Annotated in this window: 19 protein-coding genes; 9 read left to right on the forward strand and 10 right to left on the reverse strand. The window is 72.6% G+C overall.

Annotation, left to right across the window (positions count from 1 at the left end):
• Positions 1-90 precede the first annotated feature (90 nt).
• The gene (locus tag ABZ272_RS12220; RefSeq protein ID WP_355049977.1) at positions 91-699 is read left to right on the forward strand and encodes a hypothetical protein; all 609 of its coding nucleotides are present in this window, start codon (positions 91-93) and stop codon (positions 697-699) included.
• 55 nt (positions 700-754) lie between these two features.
• On the opposite strand, the gene ABZ272_RS12225 is transcribed toward ABZ272_RS12220, so the two are convergent.
• Positions 755-1078, reverse strand: a complete 324-nt coding sequence (locus tag ABZ272_RS12225) for an L-rhamnose mutarotase (RefSeq protein WP_355049978.1) — start codon at positions 1076-1078, stop codon at positions 755-757.
• A 161-nt stretch (positions 1079-1239) separates the two neighbouring features.
• Between ABZ272_RS12225 and ABZ272_RS12230 the strand changes: the two genes are divergently transcribed.
• From ABZ272_RS12230 to ABZ272_RS12255, 6 genes are all read left to right on the forward strand, one after another.
• Positions 1240-1920 (forward strand): response regulator transcription factor, encoded by a 681-nt coding sequence (locus tag ABZ272_RS12230; RefSeq protein WP_355049979.1) that lies wholly within the window; start codon positions 1240-1242, stop codon positions 1918-1920.
• Between the two features lie 13 nt (positions 1921-1933).
• Positions 1934-3367 (forward strand): HAMP domain-containing sensor histidine kinase, encoded by a 1434-nt coding sequence (locus ABZ272_RS12235; protein WP_355049980.1) that lies wholly within the window; start codon positions 1934-1936, stop codon positions 3365-3367.
• A 15-nt stretch (positions 3368-3382) separates the two neighbouring features.
• Positions 3383-4318, forward strand: a complete 936-nt coding sequence (locus ABZ272_RS12240) for a Gmad2 immunoglobulin-like domain-containing protein (protein WP_355049981.1) — start codon at positions 3383-3385, stop codon at positions 4316-4318.
• 109 nt (positions 4319-4427) lie between these two features.
• Positions 4428-5063: a TetR/AcrR family transcriptional regulator gene (locus tag ABZ272_RS12245; protein ID WP_355049982.1), complete on the forward strand. Its 636-nt coding sequence runs from the start codon at positions 4428-4430 to the stop codon at positions 5061-5063.
• A 33-nt stretch (positions 5064-5096) separates the two neighbouring features.
• Positions 5097-6590, forward strand: coding sequence for an MFS transporter (locus ABZ272_RS12250; protein ID WP_355049983.1), 1494 nt, complete (start codon positions 5097-5099; stop codon positions 6588-6590).
• Positions 6591-6637: 47 nt separating this feature from the next.
• Positions 6638-7429, forward strand: a complete 792-nt coding sequence (locus ABZ272_RS12255; protein WP_355049984.1) for a maleylpyruvate isomerase family mycothiol-dependent enzyme — start codon at positions 6638-6640, stop codon at positions 7427-7429.
• Between the two features lie 43 nt (positions 7430-7472).
• Here the strand turns inward: ABZ272_RS12255 and ABZ272_RS12260 are convergent, their stop codons facing one another.
• Positions 7473-8672 (reverse strand): RtcB family protein, encoded by a 1200-nt coding sequence (locus tag ABZ272_RS12260; RefSeq protein ID WP_355049985.1) that lies wholly within the window; start codon positions 8670-8672, stop codon positions 7473-7475.
• Positions 8673-9222: 550 nt separating this feature from the next.
• Complete coding sequence (locus ABZ272_RS12265) at positions 9223-10503, reverse strand: RICIN domain-containing protein (protein WP_355049986.1); 1281 nt, start codon at positions 10501-10503, stop codon at positions 9223-9225.
• Between the two features lie 201 nt (positions 10504-10704).
• Between ABZ272_RS12265 and ABZ272_RS12270 the strand changes: the two genes are divergently transcribed.
• Positions 10705-11892 carry a spore photoproduct lyase family protein gene (locus ABZ272_RS12270; protein WP_355049987.1) on the forward strand — a complete coding sequence of 396 codons (1188 nt, stop codon included), beginning with the start codon at positions 10705-10707 and terminating at the stop codon, positions 11890-11892.
• A gap of 10 nt (positions 11893-11902) precedes the next feature.
• On the opposite strand, the gene ABZ272_RS12275 is transcribed toward ABZ272_RS12270, so the two are convergent.
• A complete protein-coding gene (locus ABZ272_RS12275; protein WP_355049988.1) occupies positions 11903-12775 on the reverse strand; it encodes a M15 family metallopeptidase in 873 nt (290 codons plus the stop codon).
• Between the two features lie 78 nt (positions 12776-12853).
• On the reverse strand, positions 12854-13873 hold the full coding sequence (locus tag ABZ272_RS12280; protein WP_355050212.1) for an acetylxylan esterase: 1020 nt from the start codon (positions 13871-13873) through the stop codon (positions 12854-12856).
• A 214-nt stretch (positions 13874-14087) separates the two neighbouring features.
• On the opposite strand from ABZ272_RS12280, the gene ABZ272_RS12285 reads away from it, so the two are divergent.
• Entirely contained in the window at positions 14088-15110 is a 1023-nt protein-coding gene (locus ABZ272_RS12285; RefSeq protein ID WP_355049989.1) for a LacI family DNA-binding transcriptional regulator, read from the forward strand.
• A gap of 126 nt (positions 15111-15236) precedes the next feature.
• Here the strand turns inward: ABZ272_RS12285 and ABZ272_RS12290 are convergent, their stop codons facing one another.
• The 5 genes from ABZ272_RS12290 to ABZ272_RS12310 form a co-directional block, all read right to left on the reverse strand.
• A complete protein-coding gene (locus ABZ272_RS12290) occupies positions 15237-16085 on the reverse strand; it encodes a peptidylprolyl isomerase (protein WP_355049990.1) in 849 nt (282 codons plus the stop codon).
• A gap of 91 nt (positions 16086-16176) precedes the next feature.
• The gene (locus ABZ272_RS12295) at positions 16177-17409 is read right to left on the reverse strand and encodes a D-alanyl-D-alanine carboxypeptidase (RefSeq protein ID WP_355049991.1); all 1233 of its coding nucleotides are present in this window, start codon (positions 17407-17409) and stop codon (positions 16177-16179) included.
• A gap of 63 nt (positions 17410-17472) precedes the next feature.
• Positions 17473-17892 (reverse strand): protein-tyrosine phosphatase family protein, encoded by a 420-nt coding sequence (locus tag ABZ272_RS12300; protein WP_355049992.1) that lies wholly within the window; start codon positions 17890-17892, stop codon positions 17473-17475.
• Between the two features lie 111 nt (positions 17893-18003).
• Positions 18004-18588 (reverse strand): hypothetical protein, encoded by a 585-nt coding sequence (locus ABZ272_RS12305; protein WP_355049993.1) that lies wholly within the window; start codon positions 18586-18588, stop codon positions 18004-18006.
• 534 nt (positions 18589-19122) lie between these two features.
• Entirely contained in the window at positions 19123-19914 is a 792-nt protein-coding gene (locus tag ABZ272_RS12310; RefSeq protein ID WP_355049994.1) for a DedA family protein, read from the reverse strand.
• Between the last annotated feature and the right edge of the window lie 55 nt (positions 19915-19969).

A 19969-nucleotide genomic window follows, 5' to 3' on the forward strand; every position in this document is an offset into this window, starting at 1 on the left:
GCCCGTGTCGGGGCGGGACGACGGTGACGACAGAGGGTCACCGGCAGAGCCGCCGCGACGTGACCCCGGGACACCGAACGGAGAACCACGATGAGGATCAGGAGCGCACTGACCGCGACAGCGGTCGTCCTCGCCGGAGTGCTCGCCACGGCGGGCAGCAGCGCGGCGGGCACCAGCAGCGCGGCGAGCATCAGCAGCGCGACGGGTGCCGGCTCGGCGCGCGCCGCCACCGAGGCGTACTGCGGGATCACCTGGGGCAGCGGGGAGAAGTCGGCCGGCGCGCTCAGCGACGCCCCACTTGTCGACGTCCGCACGGGCCGGCACGACTGCTACGACCGGGTGGTGTTCGAGTTCGCCGGCCCGGTCGACGGGTACACGATCGGCTACGGCGAGACCTGGACCGAGGGCGAGGGGCTCGCGCTGTCGCCGTACACGGCCGGAGGCGCGCTGCTGCGGGTCTCGCTGCGGGCCCCGGCGTACGACGCCGATCACCTCGGCACGGTGCCGTACCCGGTCGGCACGCACGTCACGAACCTGCTGCGCTACCCGACGCTGCGGGACGTGGTGTTCGGCGGCAGCTTCGAGGGCTACACCACCTTCGCCGTCGGCGTACGGGCCCGGCTGCCGTTCCGCGCCGTCGTGCTGAGCGGTCCGGGCACCCACAGCCGGATCGTGCTCGACGTCGCCCACCAGTGGTGACCGACGGGGGCCGGCGCCCACCACGTTCCGGCGGGCGCCGGCCAGCGTCGACCGGCTAGCCCTGCGGGGCCTCGTCGGCCAGGTGCCAGACCTCGCGCATCGGGGCCCACCAGTCCCCCGAGCCGGGCTCGGCCAGCGACTCCTGGCACGGGTCGGTCAGCTTCCACCACTCCTGGGTCTGCGGGTCCGCGGCGATCAGCCGCAGGTCGGCCTCGTAGTCGTCGCCGACGTACTCGTAGTAGCCGAAGAGCAGGTCGTCGTGAAGGAAGATCGTGTAGTTGCGGAAGTTCGCCTCGCGCAGCGTCTGCTCGACGCTCGGCCAGACGGCGGCGTGTAACCGCAGGTAGGTCTCCCGCTGCTCGGGGCGGAGTCGGATCACGCAGCCATGACGTCGCACGTCGTGCCCTTTCGTGTGAGGGGGATGCCCGGAGGCACCTGACCGTAGCGGTTGGACGGTGCTCAGATGAGGACCCGACCGGCCGCCGATGACGACCGTTCCGCCAGGGTTACGCACAGTGGTCACGGGTCTACCCTCGACTGATGGAGGGCCGCGTACTGGTGGTCGAGGACGACGTCTCCATCCGGGAGGTCACCGCCCTCGGTCTGCGCCGCGCCGGCTTCCGGGTCGACACCGCCACCGACGGACGACAAGCGCTCATGACCTGGCGAGCGCACCCGGTCGACCTGATCGTGCTCGACGTCATGCTGCCCGAACTGGACGGCCTGGAGGTGTGCCGGGAGATCCGGCGGACGAGCCAGGTGCCGATTCTCATGCTGACCGCGCGCACCGACACGCTCGACGTGGTGGTCGGTCTGGAGTGCGGCGCGGACGACTACCTGCGCAAGCCCTTCGACCTGCCGGAGCTGGTGGCCCGGGTCCGCTCGGTGCTGCGGCGGGTGAGCGCGCCGACGCCGTCGCGCACCATCGCCGTCGGCGACCTGGAGATCGACCCGGGCGCATTCGTGGTACGCCGCGACGGCCGGGAGGTGGAGTTGACCGCGACCGAGTTCCGGCTCCTGCTGGAGCTGGCCCGACGCCCCGGCCAGGTCTTCACCCGGGAGCTGTTGCTGGACCTGGTCTGGAACCACCGCTTCCTGGGTGACTCACGGCTCGTCGACGTGGCGGTGCAGCGGCTGCGTGCGAAGGTCGAGGACGATCCGGCGCACCCGCGGCGCATCCGCACGGTACGCGGCGCGGGCTACAAACTGTCCGGCGGTTGACGGGAGGTCGGTGATGGCCGTACGCCCGGTGCCGCCCGGCCGGCTGCGGCGCCGACTGACGATCGCGTTCGTGCTGGTCGCCGGGGTGTCCGCCGGCCTGCTCGCCGGCGGGACCGGGCTGCTGCTGCGGCAGTCCTGGTGGGACGCGTCGCTGCGGCAGGCCGCCGCCGACGCCCGTTACCAGCTCGTGCTCGCCGGACAGTTCCCGCCGTTGACCGAACAGCGCGACGCCGAGTTGCTCACCAGTTTCGAGGGCAGCGGTCGGCACGTGGTCCTCGTCGACGGCGTCATTCGTCCCTCCCATCCCGGGTACGCCCCCGCCCTGGGCGCGCGCCTGCGGGCGTCGGTCGCGGACGGGCAGCTCGCGTACCAGCGGTCGACGTCGGCGCAGCGCCCCCGCCTGCTGGTGGTGGGCGGGCGTGTCCCCGGTTCGACCGCTGAGCTGTACGTGATCACCGTGGAGGACGACATCGCGGCCGACCTGAACCAGGTGTACGCCGCGCTGCTGGCCGGCTGGGTGGTGGTCGTCCTGGTCGCCGCCACGGTGGGTAACCTCCTGGCCCGCCGCGCCCTGGAACCGGTGGGCCGGGCCAGCCGCGCCGCCCGGGCGCTCACCGAGGGGCTGCTCGCCACCCGTCTGCCGGTACGCGGGCGGGACGAGTTCAGCGCGTGGGCCGCGTCGTTCAACGAGATGGCCGAGGCGCTGGAGGCGAAGATCGCCGCCCTGTCGGCCGCGCAGGCCCGGGAACGACGGTTCACCGCCGACGTCGCGCACGAGCTGCGTACCCCGGTGACCGCCCTGGTGGCGGCGGCCTCGCTGTTGCGTGAGCAGCTGGACCGGCTGCCCGACGACGCCCGGCCGGCCGCACGGCTGCTGGTCGGGGACGTGGTCCGGCTGCGCCGCCTGGTCGAGGACCTGATGGAGATCTCGCGGCTGGACGCCGGGCGGGACCGCCCGAGCGTCGAACCGGTGGACGCGCTGGCGCTGCTAAACGCGATCGTCGCGGCGCGCGGCTGGTCGGACCGGGTGCTGGTGACCGGCGATCCCGTCGCACTGCGCACGGACCCTCGCCACCTGGAGCGTGTGGTGGCCAACCTGGTCGCCAACGCGGTCGAGCACGGCGGCGGTGAGATCTGCGCGAGCGTGCGCGCGGCGGGCCCCGGCGTCGTGTTCGAGGTGGCCGACCAGGGGCCTGGCATCCCGGACGCGCACCTGCCGTTGGTGTTCGACCGATTCCACAAGGTCGACGCCGCGCGCTCGGCCTCGGGCAGCGGCCTCGGTCTGGCGATCGCCCGGGAACACGCGGCGGTGCTGGGCGGGGTGCTGAGCCTGCACAGCGCGCCGGGCGTCGGCACGCGGTTCCGCCTGGAACTGCCCGCCCACGGCCTCGGCCCGCCGAGCCCGACCCGACCCGACCCGACCCGACCCGACCCGACGAGAGCGTGAAGGAGGGGAGGCGGGATGAGCCGCTTCGGCGCGAAGGGGCGTGACGGGTGCCGTGCGGCGGGCGGCGCGATGCTCGTCGCCGCGCTCGTCCTCGCCGGCTGTGGCACCCCCCGTTCCGGTGTCCTGGGCGCGGCGCCCACCGTGTCGCCACCGACGGTCGCGCCCACCGCAAGCAGGGCGTCCAACGCCCCGGCTCCGGCGTCGGAGCCGGGAACCCCGCCGCCGACCAGCGCCACCCCGCCGCGTCCGCCGACGCCGGCGGTCACCGGGACCCGCCGGCCGGACCCGGTGACGATCGAGCTGTGGTACGTCCGCTCCGGGCGGCTCGTGCCCACCCGGCGCACCCGACCGGCCACCGTCGCGACGTCCCGGCTCGCCCTGACTGAGCTGTCCGCCGGGCCGACGCCGGCCGAGGCCGCCACCGGGATGGTCACCCTGCTGCCGAGCACCGTCGAGGTCACCCGCATCGCCGACGGCGTGGCGACGCTCGGTCCCGTCCCACTCGCCGACGATCCGCCGGACCGTCGGCGGCTGCGCGAGGCGCAGGTGGTGTGGACGCTCACCCAGTTCCCCACCGTCCGGCGGGTCCGCTTCCCCGGTGGCGCACCGGTCGGTCGGGCCGACTACCCGGGACTGCTCGCGCCGATCGTGGTCACCGGGCCGAGCGTCGGCGAGAGGGTCACCGCCCCGCTCACCGTCAGCGGCACGGCGGACGTGTTCGAGGCCACGGTCAGCGTCCGGGTGCTGGACGACGCCGGCCGCCAGGTGGCCGCCGCCTTCGGCACGGCGAGCTGCGGCAGTGGCTGCCGGGGCGACTACCGGGTGGTGGTGAACTGGCGTACGACCAGGCAGCAGCACGGCACGATCGAGGTGTACGAGGTGTCGGCCCGCGACGGCACACGGATCAACACGGTGGCCGTGCCGGTGCTCCTCGCTCTGCCCGACAGCTGAGCGCAAAACGCGACCGTTTTGCTCGCTCGATGCGACGCACCTCATAAAAGCCTGCAGGAAGGGCTCCGAGCGAACTAGGGTCAGTACGACATCGTTTCACCGGGGGGGGGTGCCAGTGCTGGAGGGTCAGCAGGTGAGCGCGGGCGTCGGCGTGCCGGCCGCGCGGTCGGCCCGGTGCACGAGCACCGACCTGTTCAGCGTGGTGATCGACCTGCTGCGCGAGGTCGGCTACGACCGGATGACCATCGACGCCGTGGCCGCCCGCGCCCACGTGAGCAAGGCCACCATCTACCGACGGTGGGACGGCAAGGCCGAGCTGGTCGTCGCCGCCCTGAGCGACCGCCAGGTCGGCGTGCTCAACCCAACCGACACCGGCTCGCTGCGGGGCGACCTGCTCGAGCTGCTCCGCGCCACGGCCGCCATCTGCGTCGCCGACTGCGACCTGATGCAGGCGCTGACCTTCGCGATGCGGACCAGTCCGGAGTTGGAGCGTCTGGTACGCCACCAGGTGCTGCCCGCCGGTCGGGTGGCCAGCACCGCCGTCCTCGTCCGCGCCGCCGCCCGTGGGGAGATCCCCCCGGAGGCCGGCGAACGGGACCTGTTCCACGATCTCGCGCCCGCGCTCCTCATGTCCCGACTGGTCGCGCACGGTCTACCCGCCGACGACGCGTTCCTCACCCAGGTCGTCGACCAGGTGCTGATCCCGGTCCTGACCTACCGGCACGACCGCCCGTCCCAGGCCTGATCCATCAACATCCGCACCACGGAAGGCTTCACCATGCCCGGAACCACCTCGACCGCCCCCGGCGCCCCCGGCGCCGGGACGTCGACAGGCGCCCCGCACCCGCGGCGCTGGATCGCCCTGGGGGTCATCGCGGTCTCGCAGCTGATGGTCGTCCTCGACGCCACCATCGTGAACATCGCGCTCCCCCAGGCTCAGGCCGACCTGGGGATCACCGACGCGAACCGGCAGTGGGTGATCACCGCCTACACGCTGGCCTTCGGCGGTCTGCTCCTGCTCGGCGGCCGGATCGCCGACTACTGGGGGCGCAAGCGCACCTTCCTGGTCGGCATGACCGGCTTCGCGCTGGCCTCCGCGCTGGGCGGCCTCGCCACCACCGGTGGGATGCTCTTCGCCGCCCGCGCGTTGCAGGGCGCGTTCGGCGCGCTGCTCGCGCCGGCCGCCCTGGCCCTGCTCACGGTGCTGTTCACCGAGGCCACCGAGCGCGCCAAGGCGTTCGCCGTGTACGGCGCGATCGCCGGTGGCGGCTCCGCGGTCGGGCTGCTGCTCGGCGGGGTGCTGACCGAGTACGCCGACTGGCGCTGGTGCCTGCTGGTCAACATCCCGGTCGCCGCCGTCGCGATCGCCTTCGCCCTCCCGCTCGTGCCGGAGAGTCGGGCGCACGGCAACACCCGCTACGACGTGCCCGGCGCGGTCGTCGTCACCGCCGGTCTGGTCTCCCTCGTCTACGGCTTCACCAAGGCGGCCGAGGACGGTTGGGACGCGACCGCCACGCTCGGCTTCATCGCCGCCGGTGTGGTGCTGCTGGCCGCCTTCGTGGTGATCGAGCTGCGCACCAACCACCCGCTGCTGCCGCTGCGGATCATCCTGGACCGCAACCGGGGCGGGGCGTACCTCACCTCGACGCTGATCGGCGCGGGCCTGTTCGGGGCGTTCCTCTTCCTGACCTTCTACTTCCAGGTGGTCCTGCAGTACAAGCCCCTGGAGGCCGGCCTCGCGTCGCTGCCGGTCACCGCCGGTGTGCTGATCGCCGCGGGTGGCGCCAGCCAGCTCATGCCGCGACTGGGCGCCAAGCCGCTGATGGTCGCCGGTGCGGTGCTCGCCGCCGCGGGCATGCTGGTGCTGACCCAGATCGACGTCGACACCTCGTTCCTCACCCACCTGCTGCCCGCCCAGGTCGTCCTGGGCCTGGGGCTCGGCTTCACCTTCGTCCCGCTGTCCAGCCTCGCGCTGGTCGGGGTGCCGGAGCACGACGCCGGCGCGGCCAGCGCCACGCTCAACGCCACCCAGCAGGTCGGTGGCTCACTCGGCACCGCGCTGCTGAACACCTTCTACACCAGCGCGGTCACCGCGTACCTGGTCGGTAAGGCGCCGAACCCGGTCACCCAGGTGGAGGCGCTGGTGCACGGGTACCGCGTCGCGTTCGCCTGGGGCGCGGTACTGATCGTGCTCGCCGGGCTGGTCACCCTGGTCCTGGTGAAGGTCCGCAAGGAGGACATCCCGGCCGGCAACGCCGTGCACATGGGCTGAAATCGGGTAGCGTCCCGACCATCGTCGAAGATCCGTTGAGGAGACACATGTCCACGGCTGCCGACCAGATCATCCACGCGCTACGGGCGGGCCACGAGGAGCTCGCCGCGCTCGTGCGCGACCTGAAGGACGACGACCTGCGCCAGCCCTCGGGGGCCAGCGAATGGCAGGTCTCCCAGGTGCTCAGCCACCTGGGCAGCGGCGCCGAGATCGGCCTCGCGGGGCTGAACGCCTCGATCGAGGGCACGCCCGCCCCGGACGGCGACTTCAACCGCGGCGTGTGGCAGCGCTGGGACGCCATGTCCCCCGAGGAACACGCCGCCAGCTTCCTGGCGTCCAACGAGCGTCTGGTCGAGGCGTACGAGGCGCTCGACGCCGAGACCCGCGAGTCGCTGCGGATCAACCTCGGCTTCCTTCCCGAGCCGGTCGACGTGGCCACCGCCGCCCGGTTCCGGCTCAGCGAGTTCGCTTTTCACCAGTGGGACGCCGAGGTGGCGTTCAACCCGTTCGCGGCGGTGACGCCGGAGGCGGTGCCGCTGCTCCTCGACCAGATCGGCGGCATGCTGAGCTGGACCAGCCGGCCCACCGAACTGGCCGGCCGCGAGGCGACCCTGCTGGTACGCCTGCGGGACCCGGAGCGGACGTTCGGGCTGCGGCTGGGCGAGCCGATCACGCTGACCGACGCGCCGGAGCAGCCGGACGGCGAGTTGTCCCTGCCGGCCGAGGCGTGGCTGCGGCTGGTGGTCGGCCGGCTCGGGTCCCGCTACACGCCGGACGGTGTGCAGGTGAACGGCCCGGTGACCCTGGACGACCTGCGTCGGGTCTTCGTCGGCTTCTGAGGATGACGCGCGGGCCGGTGCTCCCGGCCCGCGCGTACCCTCGTCAGCCCTTGACGCAGACGACCTGCTTGAGGTGCGCGACCACCTCCACCAGGTCTTCCTGCTGGGCCATCACGGCGGTGATGTCCTTGTACGCGCCGGGGATCTCGTCGACCACCCCGGCGTCCTTGCGGCACTCCACGCCCGCGGTCTGCGCGGCCAGGTCGGCGGTGCTGAACGTCCGCTTCGCCTGCGCCCGCGACATCCGCCGCCCGGCACCGTGCGACGCCGAGCAGTACGCGTCCGGGTTACCCCGACCCCGCACGATGTACGACCCGGTCCCCATCGAGCCGGGGATGATGCCCAGGTCACCCCGGCCGGCCCGGATCGCGCCCTTGCGGGTGACCAGCACGTCGACGCCGTCGTAGCTCTCCTCGGAGACGTAGTTGTGGTGGCAGGAGATGGGCTCGTCGTAGCCGACCTGCGGGAACTGCTCGCGCACCACGTCGCAGAGCAGGGCCAGCATGACGGCCCGGTTGCGCCGCGCGTACTCCTGCGCCCACCACAGGTCCCGCCGGTACGCGTCCATCTCCGGCGTGCCGGCGAGGAACACGGCGAGGTCCCGGTCGGGCAGGTCGGCGTTGTGCGGCAACCGCCGGGCCACGCCGATGTGCCGCTCGGCCAGTTCCTTGCCGATGTTGCGGGACCCCGAGTGCAGCATCAGCCAGACCCGGCCCTCGTCGTCGCCGCCCTGCTCGAGGCAGACCTCGATGAAGTGGTTACCGCCGCCGAGCGTCCCGAGCTGCCGCTGGGCCCGCGTCTCGAGCTGCGCCACCCGACGGTCCAGGCCGGCGAAGCGACCCCAGAAGTCGTCCCAGCCGGCCTGCTCCAGCCCACGGACCCGACGCGGGTTGACGGCCTCGGGCCGCTGGGCGAAGCCGACCGGGATGGTGGCCTCGATCGCGGACCGCAGCCCGCCCAGGTCGTCGGGCAGGTCGACGGCGGTCAGCGAGGTGCGTACCGCCGACATGCCGCAACCGATGTCGACGCCGACGGCCGCCGGCGAGACAGCCTGTCGCATGGCGATCACCGAGCCGACCGTCGCGCCCTTGCCGAAGTGCACGTCCGGCATCACGGCGACACCCTGCACCCAGGGCAGCGCGCCGATGTTCCGCAGCTGCTTCGCGGCCTGCGGCTCGATGGCGTACGGGTCGGTCCAGACCCGGACCGGCGCCCGGGTCCCGGCGAGCGGGGTGAATCCCATGATGGTCTCCTTCTGTCGTGCGGGTGACCGATATCGATCATGCGCCGGCCGGCGGCGGCCCGGCGGCGGTACGCGGATACGAAAGGGCCGCCCGATCCCGGTGGGATGGGCGGCCGGCGGACGCGCTGAGCGTCGGCGTCAGTCGCGCCACCCCGACCCGTTGCCCCGCAAGGTGCGATAGGCACGCGGGACAGTGATGTCGAGCGCGAGGGCGCCGGTGGGGAGCAGACACCGGCGGGCGTCGGTGCGGACGCGGCGCGACATGGCGTACTCCCTCCGGGGTTGATCAGTTGGCCGTGCGCCGATGAGCCTAGAAGGGGCGGCGGCGAGTCCGCAATGGATTATCGCCGCCGCCCCGAGCGACCGCGGGCGGGCGATGGTGGTCGAGTCCACCTTTGCTCTGCTTCAATCCAGGCAACACCCTGACGTCCGATAGTCGGACACCCGGTGTTTCCTCCGCTGAAGCAGTGCAAAGGATCCGACGCGCAGGTGGCCTCCTCCGGGGCGGGACGGTGACGGAGCCGACGAACCGACCGTCGTCGTACTGGCCCTACGCGGCGGCCACCAGCCGGAACGACTGCGCCGCGGTGCCGTTGCAGGTGTACTGGATGAGCTGGACGCTGTCCGCCGTGGATGCTCCCGGCACGTCCAGGCACTTGCCGCTGCTCCGGTTGACCAGGCGGTAGTAGCCGCCGCCCTCGGACTCCGCGCGCCACTGCTGGTTGACGCCGCCGCTGTAGGACCAGAGCTGGATGGGGGCCGAGTCGGCGGTGGACCGGTCGGTGACGTCGAGCACCTGCGCGCTGTTGTTCCGGTTGTTGACCCGCAGGTAGCCGTCGCTGGTCGGGACGAACTGGTACTGCTGGGCGGTGCTGTTGTTGCAGGCGTACTGCTGGATCGCGGTGCCGTTCGCGGTGCCGGCGGCCCGCGCGTCCACGCACTTGCCGCTGCCCCGGTTGACGACGGTGTGCCAGGCGGTCGGCGAGATCGGGCCGGCGCTGCCGGTCGGGGTGGGCGTGGGGGTCGGGGTCGGCGACGTGCCGACGCCGGCGAGCCAGTGCAGCCCGTCGATCAGCAGCTTGTTCTGCTGGGCGCTGTCGAAGGTGGACGACAGGCCGGTCTTGGTGCCGTAGTCCATCTTGTTGTGCCCGAAGTTGGCGTAGATCATCTTGTACTGCCGATTGCTCCAGACCAACGGGTAGTAACCGCTGTACCAGGACTGGTTGGGATCGGTGCCGACCGGGAAGCTCGACGGGTCGACCGAGGCCAGGATGTCGATGTTCGAGTTCTGCCGCAGGTCGTTGCTCCACGAGTACCACTCGCTGAACGACGACGAGAACGTCGCCGGCAGGTTCCGGGTGGCCGCGTGGGTGCGGTTGTCGACGCGCATGGTGACCCGGGTCGGGAGCCAGGTGTTGGTCCGGAACGAGCCGGAGCCGAGGAACGTGTTGTAGTACCAGCTCCAGCTCGACGGGTTGTCGGTCCAGGCGCTCACGTGGAAGCCCATCCACGCCCCGCCGTTCTGCATGTACTGCTGGAAGGCGGGGCGCTGGGCGGCGGGCGGCGCGTCGTCCAGGAACATGACGACCTTGTACTGGGCCAGGTTGGACGTGTTCAGCAGACTCCAGTTGTTGGTGGCCTCCCAGGAGAAGCCGTACTGGGCGGCGGCCTGCGGGAACCAGGCGCGCGCGTCCTTGACGAAGTCGATGTGCGCGTCGTCCCAGGTGCCGTTGTAGAAGGCCAGGACCTTGAACGTCGGCGCGGCCTGCGCGCTGCGGGCGACGCCGAGGCCGACGCCAGCGCTCACGGCCACGACGAGGGCGACGAACACGGACAAGATCCTTCTGGTACGAACGGAGAGTTCTGCGATCACCTGATCGTCCCTTCGGTCGGGACGCGCGCCGCCGCGTCAGACGTATATCTGTTTACAAGGTTTACAGATAGACGAAAGGTTATGCGTTCCCGACGTGCGGCGTCAATCGCCAGGACGGCGATCGGGTGGGATTCCTGCGGCAACGGGTACTCCGGCCCGATGACCAGCCCGGACGCCGTCGACGTCGACACGCCGCTGGCCGTGGACGTACCCGCCGCGCCGCACGACGCCAGCGGCGAGCGGGTGCCGATCCGCGACCTGGCCGCCCTCGCCCCGGCGGCGCGACCCGCGCGTCGCTGGACCCCCGGTCGGGTGGTGGCCACCCCCGCCGCCCTGGACCACCCGCACGGACAACGGATCGTCGACCGGGTTCAGGCGCTCGGCATCGAGGTGGAACGGCTCCGCTCCAACCGACTCAGCGGAGTACGCGGGCAGACCGACCGCGAGACGTACGCCCGGGCCAAGGCGACCATGGCGATCGTGGTGAGCCCGCCGTCCCGCCGCGACCTGCAACCCATCGCGCCCAGCGCCGACTGGCGCGTCGACCTCGCCGAGGGCTGCCCCGCGCACTGCCAGTACTGCTACCTGGCCGGCTCGCTCTCCGGCCCGCCGGTGACCCGGGTGTACGCGGACCTCGACGACATCCTCGCCGGACTGACTCCGTACGCCGGGCGCGGCACGGTGACCAGCCGCGACGCCCGTCGCGCCGACGAGGGCACCACGTTCGAGGCGTCCTGCTACACCGACCCGCTGGCGCTCGAGCACCTGACCGGCAGCTGGCAACGGGCGGTGCGGCACTTCGCCGACTGGGACGCCCCCGTGCAGTTGCGCTGGACCACCAAGTACGCCGACGTGGACAGCTTCGTCGGCCTGCCCCACCACGGGCGCACCCGGGTCCGGTTCAGCGTCAACTGCGCGCCGGTCAGCCAACGGTTCGAGGGCGGCACCGCCCGGGTGCCGGACCGGCTCGCCGCCCTGCGCCGGCTCGCGCTCGACGGTTATCCCGTCGGGCTGACCATCGCGCCCATCATCGCGCTGCCCGACTGGCGCGAGGCGTACGGCGACCTGCTGGACCAGGTCCGCGCGGCGGTCGACGGGGTGCCGGAGCTGGACCTGACCGCCGAGCTGATCACCCACCGGTTCACGCCCGGCAGCCGGGAGGTGCTGCTCGGCTGGTACCCGCGTACCCGGTTGGAGATGGACGTGGCGGCACGCAGCCGCAAGCACGGCAAATTCGGCGCGGTGAAGTACGTCTACCCCCGGGACACGATGGCCGAGCTGCGAGGGTGGTTCACCGACGAGCTGGCCACGCGGATACCCGCCTGCCGCGTCCTCTACTGGACCTGACCGCCGGGACTCAGCCGACCGACGAACGGGCGACCGGCGCGGCGAAGAACGTGTCCGGGTACGGCTCGTCACGGAGGCGGTAGTGCCACCACTCCCGGTCGTAGTTCACGAATCCGGCGTCGGTCATCAGCCGTCGCAGCAACCGCCGGTTGTCCCGGGCGGTCCCGGTGATCCGGGGGTCGTCGGTGTGCGCTCGGGCGTCGAAGCAGTCGAAGCCCGTACCCATGTCGATGCTGTTGTCCGGGAAGCGTCGCGCCCGGGGCGCGGTGCAGGCCACCAGCGACTGGCCGGGCCGGTACGGGGGCTGGCTGGCGGCGGGCTCGTCGACGAGGGTCAGGTCCATCGTGCTGCCCCGGCTGTGCGCGGTCGGCGCGCCGATGTAGCCGTCGGCGAAGAGCCGGTCCTTCGCCAGGTCCGGGTAGAACTCGGCCTTGGTCTGCTGCTCACCGGGACGCTTCGACCAGGCGACGAAGTCGTCCACCGCCGGCTGCGGGCGGTAGCAGTCGTACACCTTGAGGCGGTGGCCCCCGGCGAGCGCGGCGTCCTGGACCCGGCGCAGCGCCTCGGCCGCCGACCGGGTGAGCAGGCACAGCGGTTCGCGGTAGCCGGCGATCGGCCGCCCCACGAAGTTGTGCGCCGTGGCGTACCGGATGTCGGCGTGGATGCGCGGGTCGACGTCGGTCAGCACCACGAAGCCCGGCAACCCGCCCGCGCCGGGCGGGGTCGCGCTCGGGCGGGTGGTAGGGGCGTCAGGCGTCGGTCGAGGGCTCGCCGAGACCGGGGTGGCGACCGTCGGCGTGGGGCGTGGCGGCGAGGAGCAGCCGCCGAGCGCCGCGGCGAGCGCGAGCACGGCGACGCCACCCAACCGTCCTGACCTGCGCACAGGTCCTGTCTACCAAAGCCGGTCGGTGACGCGCGGTAGATCGGTCGGCGCGTCCCGCGCCTGGTCCAGCGGGCCCGCTCACGCGCCGCGCGTCAGCGGAACCGGGTGGACGGCGGTCTTCGTCGCCTCGGGCGTCTCGACCAACTGGGCGGCGAGGAAGCGCAGGGCCGCCTCGTCGTCGTCGATACCCCCGGCCTCGTGGCCGTTGTAGCGCCACACCGACAACTCCGTCGGCCCGGCGTGGGAGTTGTGGGCGGCGTAGACACCCGAGGGCGGCACGATGTCGTCCATCAACGCCACCGAGTAGCGGGTTGGCCGGCGACAGCGCCGCGCGAAGTTGACCCCGTCGACGTACGACAGAGTCGTCAGCGTCCGCTCCTCGGCGTCGCGGTGGATCGCCAGGTAGTCACGGATCTCCCGGTACGGGTGGGCGTCGGTGACCACCACGGCGCGGGGGATGTCGCACAGGAACGGCACGAGGGCCACCACCGCCCGCACACCGGGCGCCAACGCGCCGGCCGCGAGCGCCATGGCCCCGCCCTGGCTGTGCCCGAGCACCGCCAGTCGGGTCGGGTCGACCATGGGCAGGGTACGGGCGGCGTCCACGGCCCGTACCGCGTCGGTGATCAACCGTCGGTAGTAGTACGTGCGTGGGTCGGCGATGCCGCGCGTCGCCACGCCGGGCGCCTGCGCGCCCGTCGCGCCCAGGTCCGCGGTGTCGCCCCGGCTCCAGCCGGAGCCCTGCCCTCGGGTGTCCATCTGTAGATGGGTGAACCCGGCGGTCGCCCAGAGCAGGTTCTCCAGGGGGTGCCCGCGCCCGCCGCCGTAGCCCACGTACTGCACGACTGTCGGCAGGGCGGTGCCGGTGCCGTGGGGAACCCGGAGCCAGGCCCGTACGGGCTGTCCGGCGAAGCCGGGGAATGTCACGTCGTACACGTCGATGGCGGTCAGGCCGGTCACCACGGGTTCGAGCCGGACCGGCCACGCCGCCTCGCGCGCCTGCACCAGGGTGCGCGCCCAGAAATCGTCGAAGTCGGCGGGCTCGCGCACCACGCCGCGGTACTCGCGTAGCTGCTCCTCGGGCAGGTCCGTGTACATGGCGTCCTTGTCTGTCACGCGGGACGGTACGGCGAGACGCATCCGACAAATTACCGGAATATTTCCGCAACTCTGCCGAACGCTATGACCGACCTGGCGTGTCGTCAACCCCCCTCGGTGAGGCAAGATGACCCGAGGAGCGGGCGTGCCGTTCCGGGACACGGGACGGGCGACGCGGGCGGTGGCCCCTCCCGGAGCGGTGAAGGAGACACGGGTGGACGCGGACGACGGACGCAGGGTGACCATCACCGCGATCGCACGGGAGGCCGGCGTCTCGGTGCCGACCGTGTCACGGGTGCTCAACGGCCGGTCCGATGTGGCCCCCGACACCCGGGAACGCGTCGAGGAGCTGTTGCGCCACCACGGCTACCGACGTCGCAGCAGCCGCAGCGTCCGCCGCGCGGGCCTCGTCGACCTGGTCTTCAACGACCTGGACAGCCCCTGGGCCGTGGAGATCATCCGGGGCGTCGAGGACGTCGGGCACGGCGCGGGTGTCGGCACCGTCGTCTCCGCGATCCACCGGCAGCCCACCGCGGCCCGGCAGTGGTTGCAGAACCTGCGCACCCGGGCCACCGACGGGGTCATCTTCGTGACGTCGCACCTGAGCCCGCCGCTGCACGCACAGCTACGCCGCCTCAACGTGCCGGTGGTGGTCGTCGACCCGGCCGGCGTGCCGGCCATGGACGTGCCGACCATCGGCGCCACCAACTGGGCGGGCGGGCTCGCCGCGACCGAGCACCTGCTGGCGGTCGGTCACCGCCGGATCGGATTCGTGGCCGGACCGACACACCTGCTGTGCAGTCGGGCCCGACTCGACGGCTACCGGGCCGGGCTGGAGGCCGCCGGAGTGCCGGTGGACGACGCGCTGATCTACCCGGGCGACTTCTACCACGCCTCCGGCTTCGCGGGCGGCACGGCGCTGCTCGACCTGGCCGATCCGCCGACCGGCATCTTCGCGGCCAGCGACCAGATGGCGTTCGGCGTCTACGAGGCCATCCGCCGGCGAGGGCTGCGGGTTCCCGACGACGTCAGCGTGGTGGGATTCGACGACCTGCCGGAGGCCCGCTGGGCGTCCCCGCCGCTGACCACCGTCCGGCAGCCCCTGGTGGAGATGGGCCGCCTCGCGGCGCGGACGGTACTGCGGCTGGCCCAGGGTGAGGGCATCGATTCCCCCCGGGTGGAGCTCGCCACCGAACTGGTCGTCCGGGACAGCACCACCGTGCCGTCGACCGGGTGACCCCCGTCGTTCCAACGGCCTGAACCGGGTCGGATACCTGGTTCCGCCGCTACCGGTCGGGATACCGGAAATTCCGGCAACCGGCGTCGCGGTGAGCGGCCCTCGCCGCCCACCGCGCCCAGCGGATCAGTGGTGGTGTGCGCGTACGGCCCGACAGATGGTCACCGGCAGGGCGGGCGCGCCGTCGACCGGCGCGGGATCCTCGGCCGTCGGCGCGATGCCTCCGGCGGCGATCCGGTCCAACGTGTCCAGCCCGGCCGCGTCGACCGTCCCGAAGATCGTGTAGTTGGGGCGCAGCGCCGAGTCCGCGTACACCAGGAAGAACTGACTGCCGTTGGTGTCCGGACCGGCGTTGGCCATCGCCAGCACGCCCCGCGCGTAGAGCCGGCGTACGCCGGTCGGGTCGGTGGGCGCGGGCGGCAGGTCGGTGGGCAGCTCGTCGCGGTACCGGTACCCCGGTCCGCCCTCGCCGGTGCCGGACGGGTCTCCGCACTGCAACACACTGAGCGTGGGGTACGCGGTGAGCCGGTGACACGGGGTGCGGTCGTAGAACCGCTTACCGACCAGGTGCAGGAAGCTCTGCACCGTGCACGGCGCGGCAGCCCGGTCCAGGGTCAACCCGATCGGCCCCTGGTTGGTGGAGAGCGTCACGCGGACGGTGCCCCGGTCCGGCGTACGGCGCGGGTCGGGTGGCAGCGGCACGGGTCGGGCGGCCGGCTCGTCGGGCGTCTCGGTGTACGCGCACGGGCCGTGCGTGGTGCGCGGCGGGCGGTCAGCGGCGGGCGGCGCCGGAGCGTGCGCCACGCTGGCGACGCCGGACGCGTCGACGGTCGCGCCCGGCGCGGCCAGCGCGGTGGCCGAAGCGCCGACGACCAGCGCCGCGGCGATCGCCGTCACGCCCGCGAGGCGGGTCAGCGCACGTACCGACGGGCGGGGTGCCGCCGCGCCGGAGGGCGTTTCGCGTTCACTCGACACAGGGATCCTCCTGGGACTCGCGCTGCCAGAAAGACCGGAGTCTATGGATGCCGCGGCCGGTTGTCGATCGCTGCGGCCGGTTGCCGGCCGTTCAGGACAGCCGGCGGCGACGGTGCCACAGCAGCCCGCCGAGCAGCACCAGCACCCCCGCGCCACTGAGCGCGGAGACCGACCAGAGCCAGCCGGAACCGGTGTGCGCCGGACCGCTGGCCGCCGCCGGGCGGGGCGGACCGGGCGCGGCCAGCACGGACGGGGTGGCCGACGGTGTGGCGGTCAGCTCTCCCGGCTCGACCAGGCGACCGACACCGGCGTCGCGGGGCAGCGAGAAACCCCAGTCCAACAGGGCCGCGCCCTGCTCCCAGCCCCGCTTCGGCGTCGGCTCGGCACCCAGCAACGTCACCACCAGTCGGCGACCGTCGCGTTGCGCCGCGCCGACGTACGTGTGCCGCGCCAGGTCGGTGAAGCCCGTCTTGCCGCCCAACGCGCCCGGGTACCGGTAGATGAGCTGGTTCTCGTTCTGGATCTGGAAGCCCTTCGTCCGCTGTGCCGGCTGCGCGGGGATCGTCGCCAGGTCGGTGAGCGCGTACCGGCGGAACGTCGGCTGCGCGAAGCAGGCCCGGGCGATCAGCGCCAGGTCGTACGCGCTGGTGAACTGGCCCTTGCCATCCAGACCGGACGGGGTGACGGCGTGTGTCTGGAGCGCGCCGAGGTGGTGCGCCTGCTCGTTCATGGCGCGCACTCCCCCGGCCGCTCCGTCCGGGCCTCCGCCGAGGCGGGCCAGCGCGTTCGCCGCCTCGTTGCCGGAGTTCAGCAGCAGCCCCAGCCAGATCGTCTCGATCGTGTAGCGGCCACCCTCGACCAGACCGACGGCGGACGAGCCGGGCTCGATGTTCATGTCCGCCGCGGTGACGGTCACCGTCTGGGCGGGGTCGAGTCGGGGCATCATCGTGGCCGCCAGCAACAGCTTCTGGACGCTGGCCGGTGTGCCGTACTCGTGCGGGCCGCAGCCGCCGAGCACCCGGCCGGAGTCGAGGTCCGCGACCAGCCACGACGTGGCGGTGATCGCTGGCGGCGCGTCCACGCCGGGCGGCACGACCAAGCCGCTGGTCGCCAGTGCGACGCCGCCGACCACCCGAGCCTCGGGAACGGCGGGCGGGGGCGACGGGCGCGGCGGCCGGGACACCGTCGGCGCCGACGCCCGCGGACACCGCACGGCCGGCGGGGCGGCAGCGGTACGGGTGGCCGCAGCCGCCGTGCCGACAGCCGGCGCGGGAGCGAGCAGGACGGCGGACGCCGTGACCGCCAGCAGCGCAGCAGCTCTCATGTGCCCGACCCTAGTCAACAAGATCGCCCGGCGGGGGCGGTTGGCGGGTCGGCGGTGCGGTGCTCAGGCGATGGTGCGTAGCCACCGCCGCTGCCAGGGTGTCTCGACCGCCTTCGGGTGGTAGCCGGCCCGGACCCAGGGCACCGCCCGCTCGGCCGGTAGTCCGTCGAGGATCGCCAGCGCGGCCAGCGCCGTGCCGGTGCGGCCGATCCCGCCCCGGCAGGCCACCTCGACGCGTTCGCCGTCGCGTGCCCTCCGCAGCGCCTCGCGCAGCGCGTCGAGCGCGTCCGCACGGTCGACCGGTACCCAGAAGTCGGGCCAGCGGATCCGCCGGTGTGGCCAGGTCGGTTCCGGACCGGGCGCCAGCAACAGCGCGAAGTCGGCCGGCGAGGCGGTCGCGGCGATGCGGCGTCCTCGTACCCGCGCCCCGCTGGGCAGTACGAGCACACCGGGCTCCTGCGGCCAGGTCTGCGCGGCATCCATCGGCACATTGTGCCGCGACCGAGGGCGGGTCATCGTGCCCGGCGGGCACAGAAGCGCGCCGATGGCCGGCGCCCCCGGGGGCGCCGGCCATCGGTCGGGTCGTGCGGTGGGTCAGCTGTTCCAGTACTGGCCGACCAGGTCGGCGGCCTGCTGCTCCCACTGGGCGTACGCGTCCGGGTAGGCCGAGACCTGCACGGTCTGCGCGGCCTCGGTCAGCGGCATGTCCTGCCAGCCGTCAACCTGGCGCAGGCCCTTGAGGAACGCCGTCGTGGAGTACTCCGGGTCGGTGATCTGCTCCGGCGTACCCCAACCGCTCGACGGGCGCTGCTGGAACAAGCCCAGCGAGTCGTGGTCGTTGGCGTCGCCGAGGTGGCCCAGGTTCTCCAGCTTCGACTCCTGCAAGCTCGTCGCGATCGAGATGACCGCGGCCCGCTCGGGCAGACCCGCCTTCTTCGTGGCCGCGATGATGGCCTTGGCGTTGGCGGTCTGCTCGTCGTTCAGGTCGATGTGCGACTGGTCGCCCTGGGTGCCGTGCGGGATCAGCTTGCTCGGGTCGGGCTTGTCGGCCTGCACCACGGCGACCGGCCGGGCGTCGGTGCTCGGGGCGGCGACATGGGCGATCGGGCCGGCGAAGACACCACCGGCGAACGCGAGACCGGCAACGGACAGCATGCTCTTACGGAAGATCGTGTTCATGGGGGTAGCTCCTTCGGGGGTAGGAAACACCCGCCTCACCACAGGGAACGGCGACGCGGATGTGCGCACCTCGTCCGGCGCTGCACAAACGGGGAGAGGTCTTCGTTCCGGGGGTCTGCAACGACCGGGTCCGGCCGACCATTCCCCTGGCGGGGTGGCCGTGGTCCTGCGATCGTCAGGGTGTGTAACGACCCCGGGCCGGCCACGATTCCGGCCCGGGGATGCACCCGGTCACACCCTGTCGCCGCCCGAAACCGGACATCATGCCCGAGACGCACCACCCGGCGCTGCCATCGTGCGACGTTCCGCCCGGAAACGGACGATACGGCGCGGCTGTTCCGCTGTGCGTCGGGCGGCTACGGCGGGGGACGGCCGTTGTAGCTGTGATGCCTGTGAGTCATCAAGATGACTCACAGGCATCAACGCCGCAGCAGTGGTCGCCGCCCCCTGGCATCGGAGAGCTGCCGGGTCGACCGCAGGTGCCGCGCGAGATCGGGTCCGCCACACGAGGGGCGTCGCATGGCAGGCGAAGGGCTAGCGCTCGTCCGAGGCCCAGGAGGCGCCCCGGTAGAGGGTGCCCCGCCCGTCGGGATCCGGCGTTCCCGCCGGGGGCGCACCGCGGCGAAAGAGATCCGGGTCCGATTCGGGGCTTCCGGCGGCGCGGCGGGCCTTCAGCACCCGCGAGCCGACGAACCAGGCGACGGCCGCGACGCACGCGACGATCACCACATTCTGGAGCGTGCCGACGTAGCCCTCGACGAGGTGCCAGTTGTCACCGAGCAGGTAGCCGGCGAGCACGAAGGCGCTGTTCCAGATCAGGCTGCCCAGCGTGGTGTAGAGCAGGAAGGTCCGCACCGGCATCCGCTCCACCCCGGCCGGGATGGAGATCAGGCTTCGGAAGATCGGGATCATCCGGCCGAAGAACACCGCCTTCACCCCGTGCCGCAGGAACCACGCCTCGGTCCGGTCGACGTCGCTGAGCTTCACCAGCGGCAGTCGGGCCACGATGGCACGCATCCGGTCGCGGCCAAGGGAGGCGCCGATCAGATAGAGCGCCAGCGCGCCGACCACCGAACCCAGGGTGGTCCAGAAGATCGCGCCGACCAGGCTGATCCGACCCTGCGCGGCCACGAAGCCGGCCAACGGCAGGATGACCTCGCTCGGGATCGGCGGAAACAGGTTCTCCAACGCCACCGCCAGACCGGCCCCCGGCCCGCCGAGCCGTTCCACCAGATCGCTGACGTACCCGACGATCCCGCCCTGCGGCGGTTCGGCCGCGGCGGCGGGGGTTCCGGTGGCGAGGACGGCGTGCGACGTTCGAATCATGTCCCCACGCTACGAACCGATCCTGAGAATCGACCATGAGGCGGACCATCCGACG

Origin of the sequence: Micromonospora sp. NPDC005979, assembly GCF_040614415.1 — a bacterium.
Classification (GTDB): domain Bacteria; phylum Actinomycetota; class Actinomycetes; order Mycobacteriales; family Micromonosporaceae; genus Micromonospora.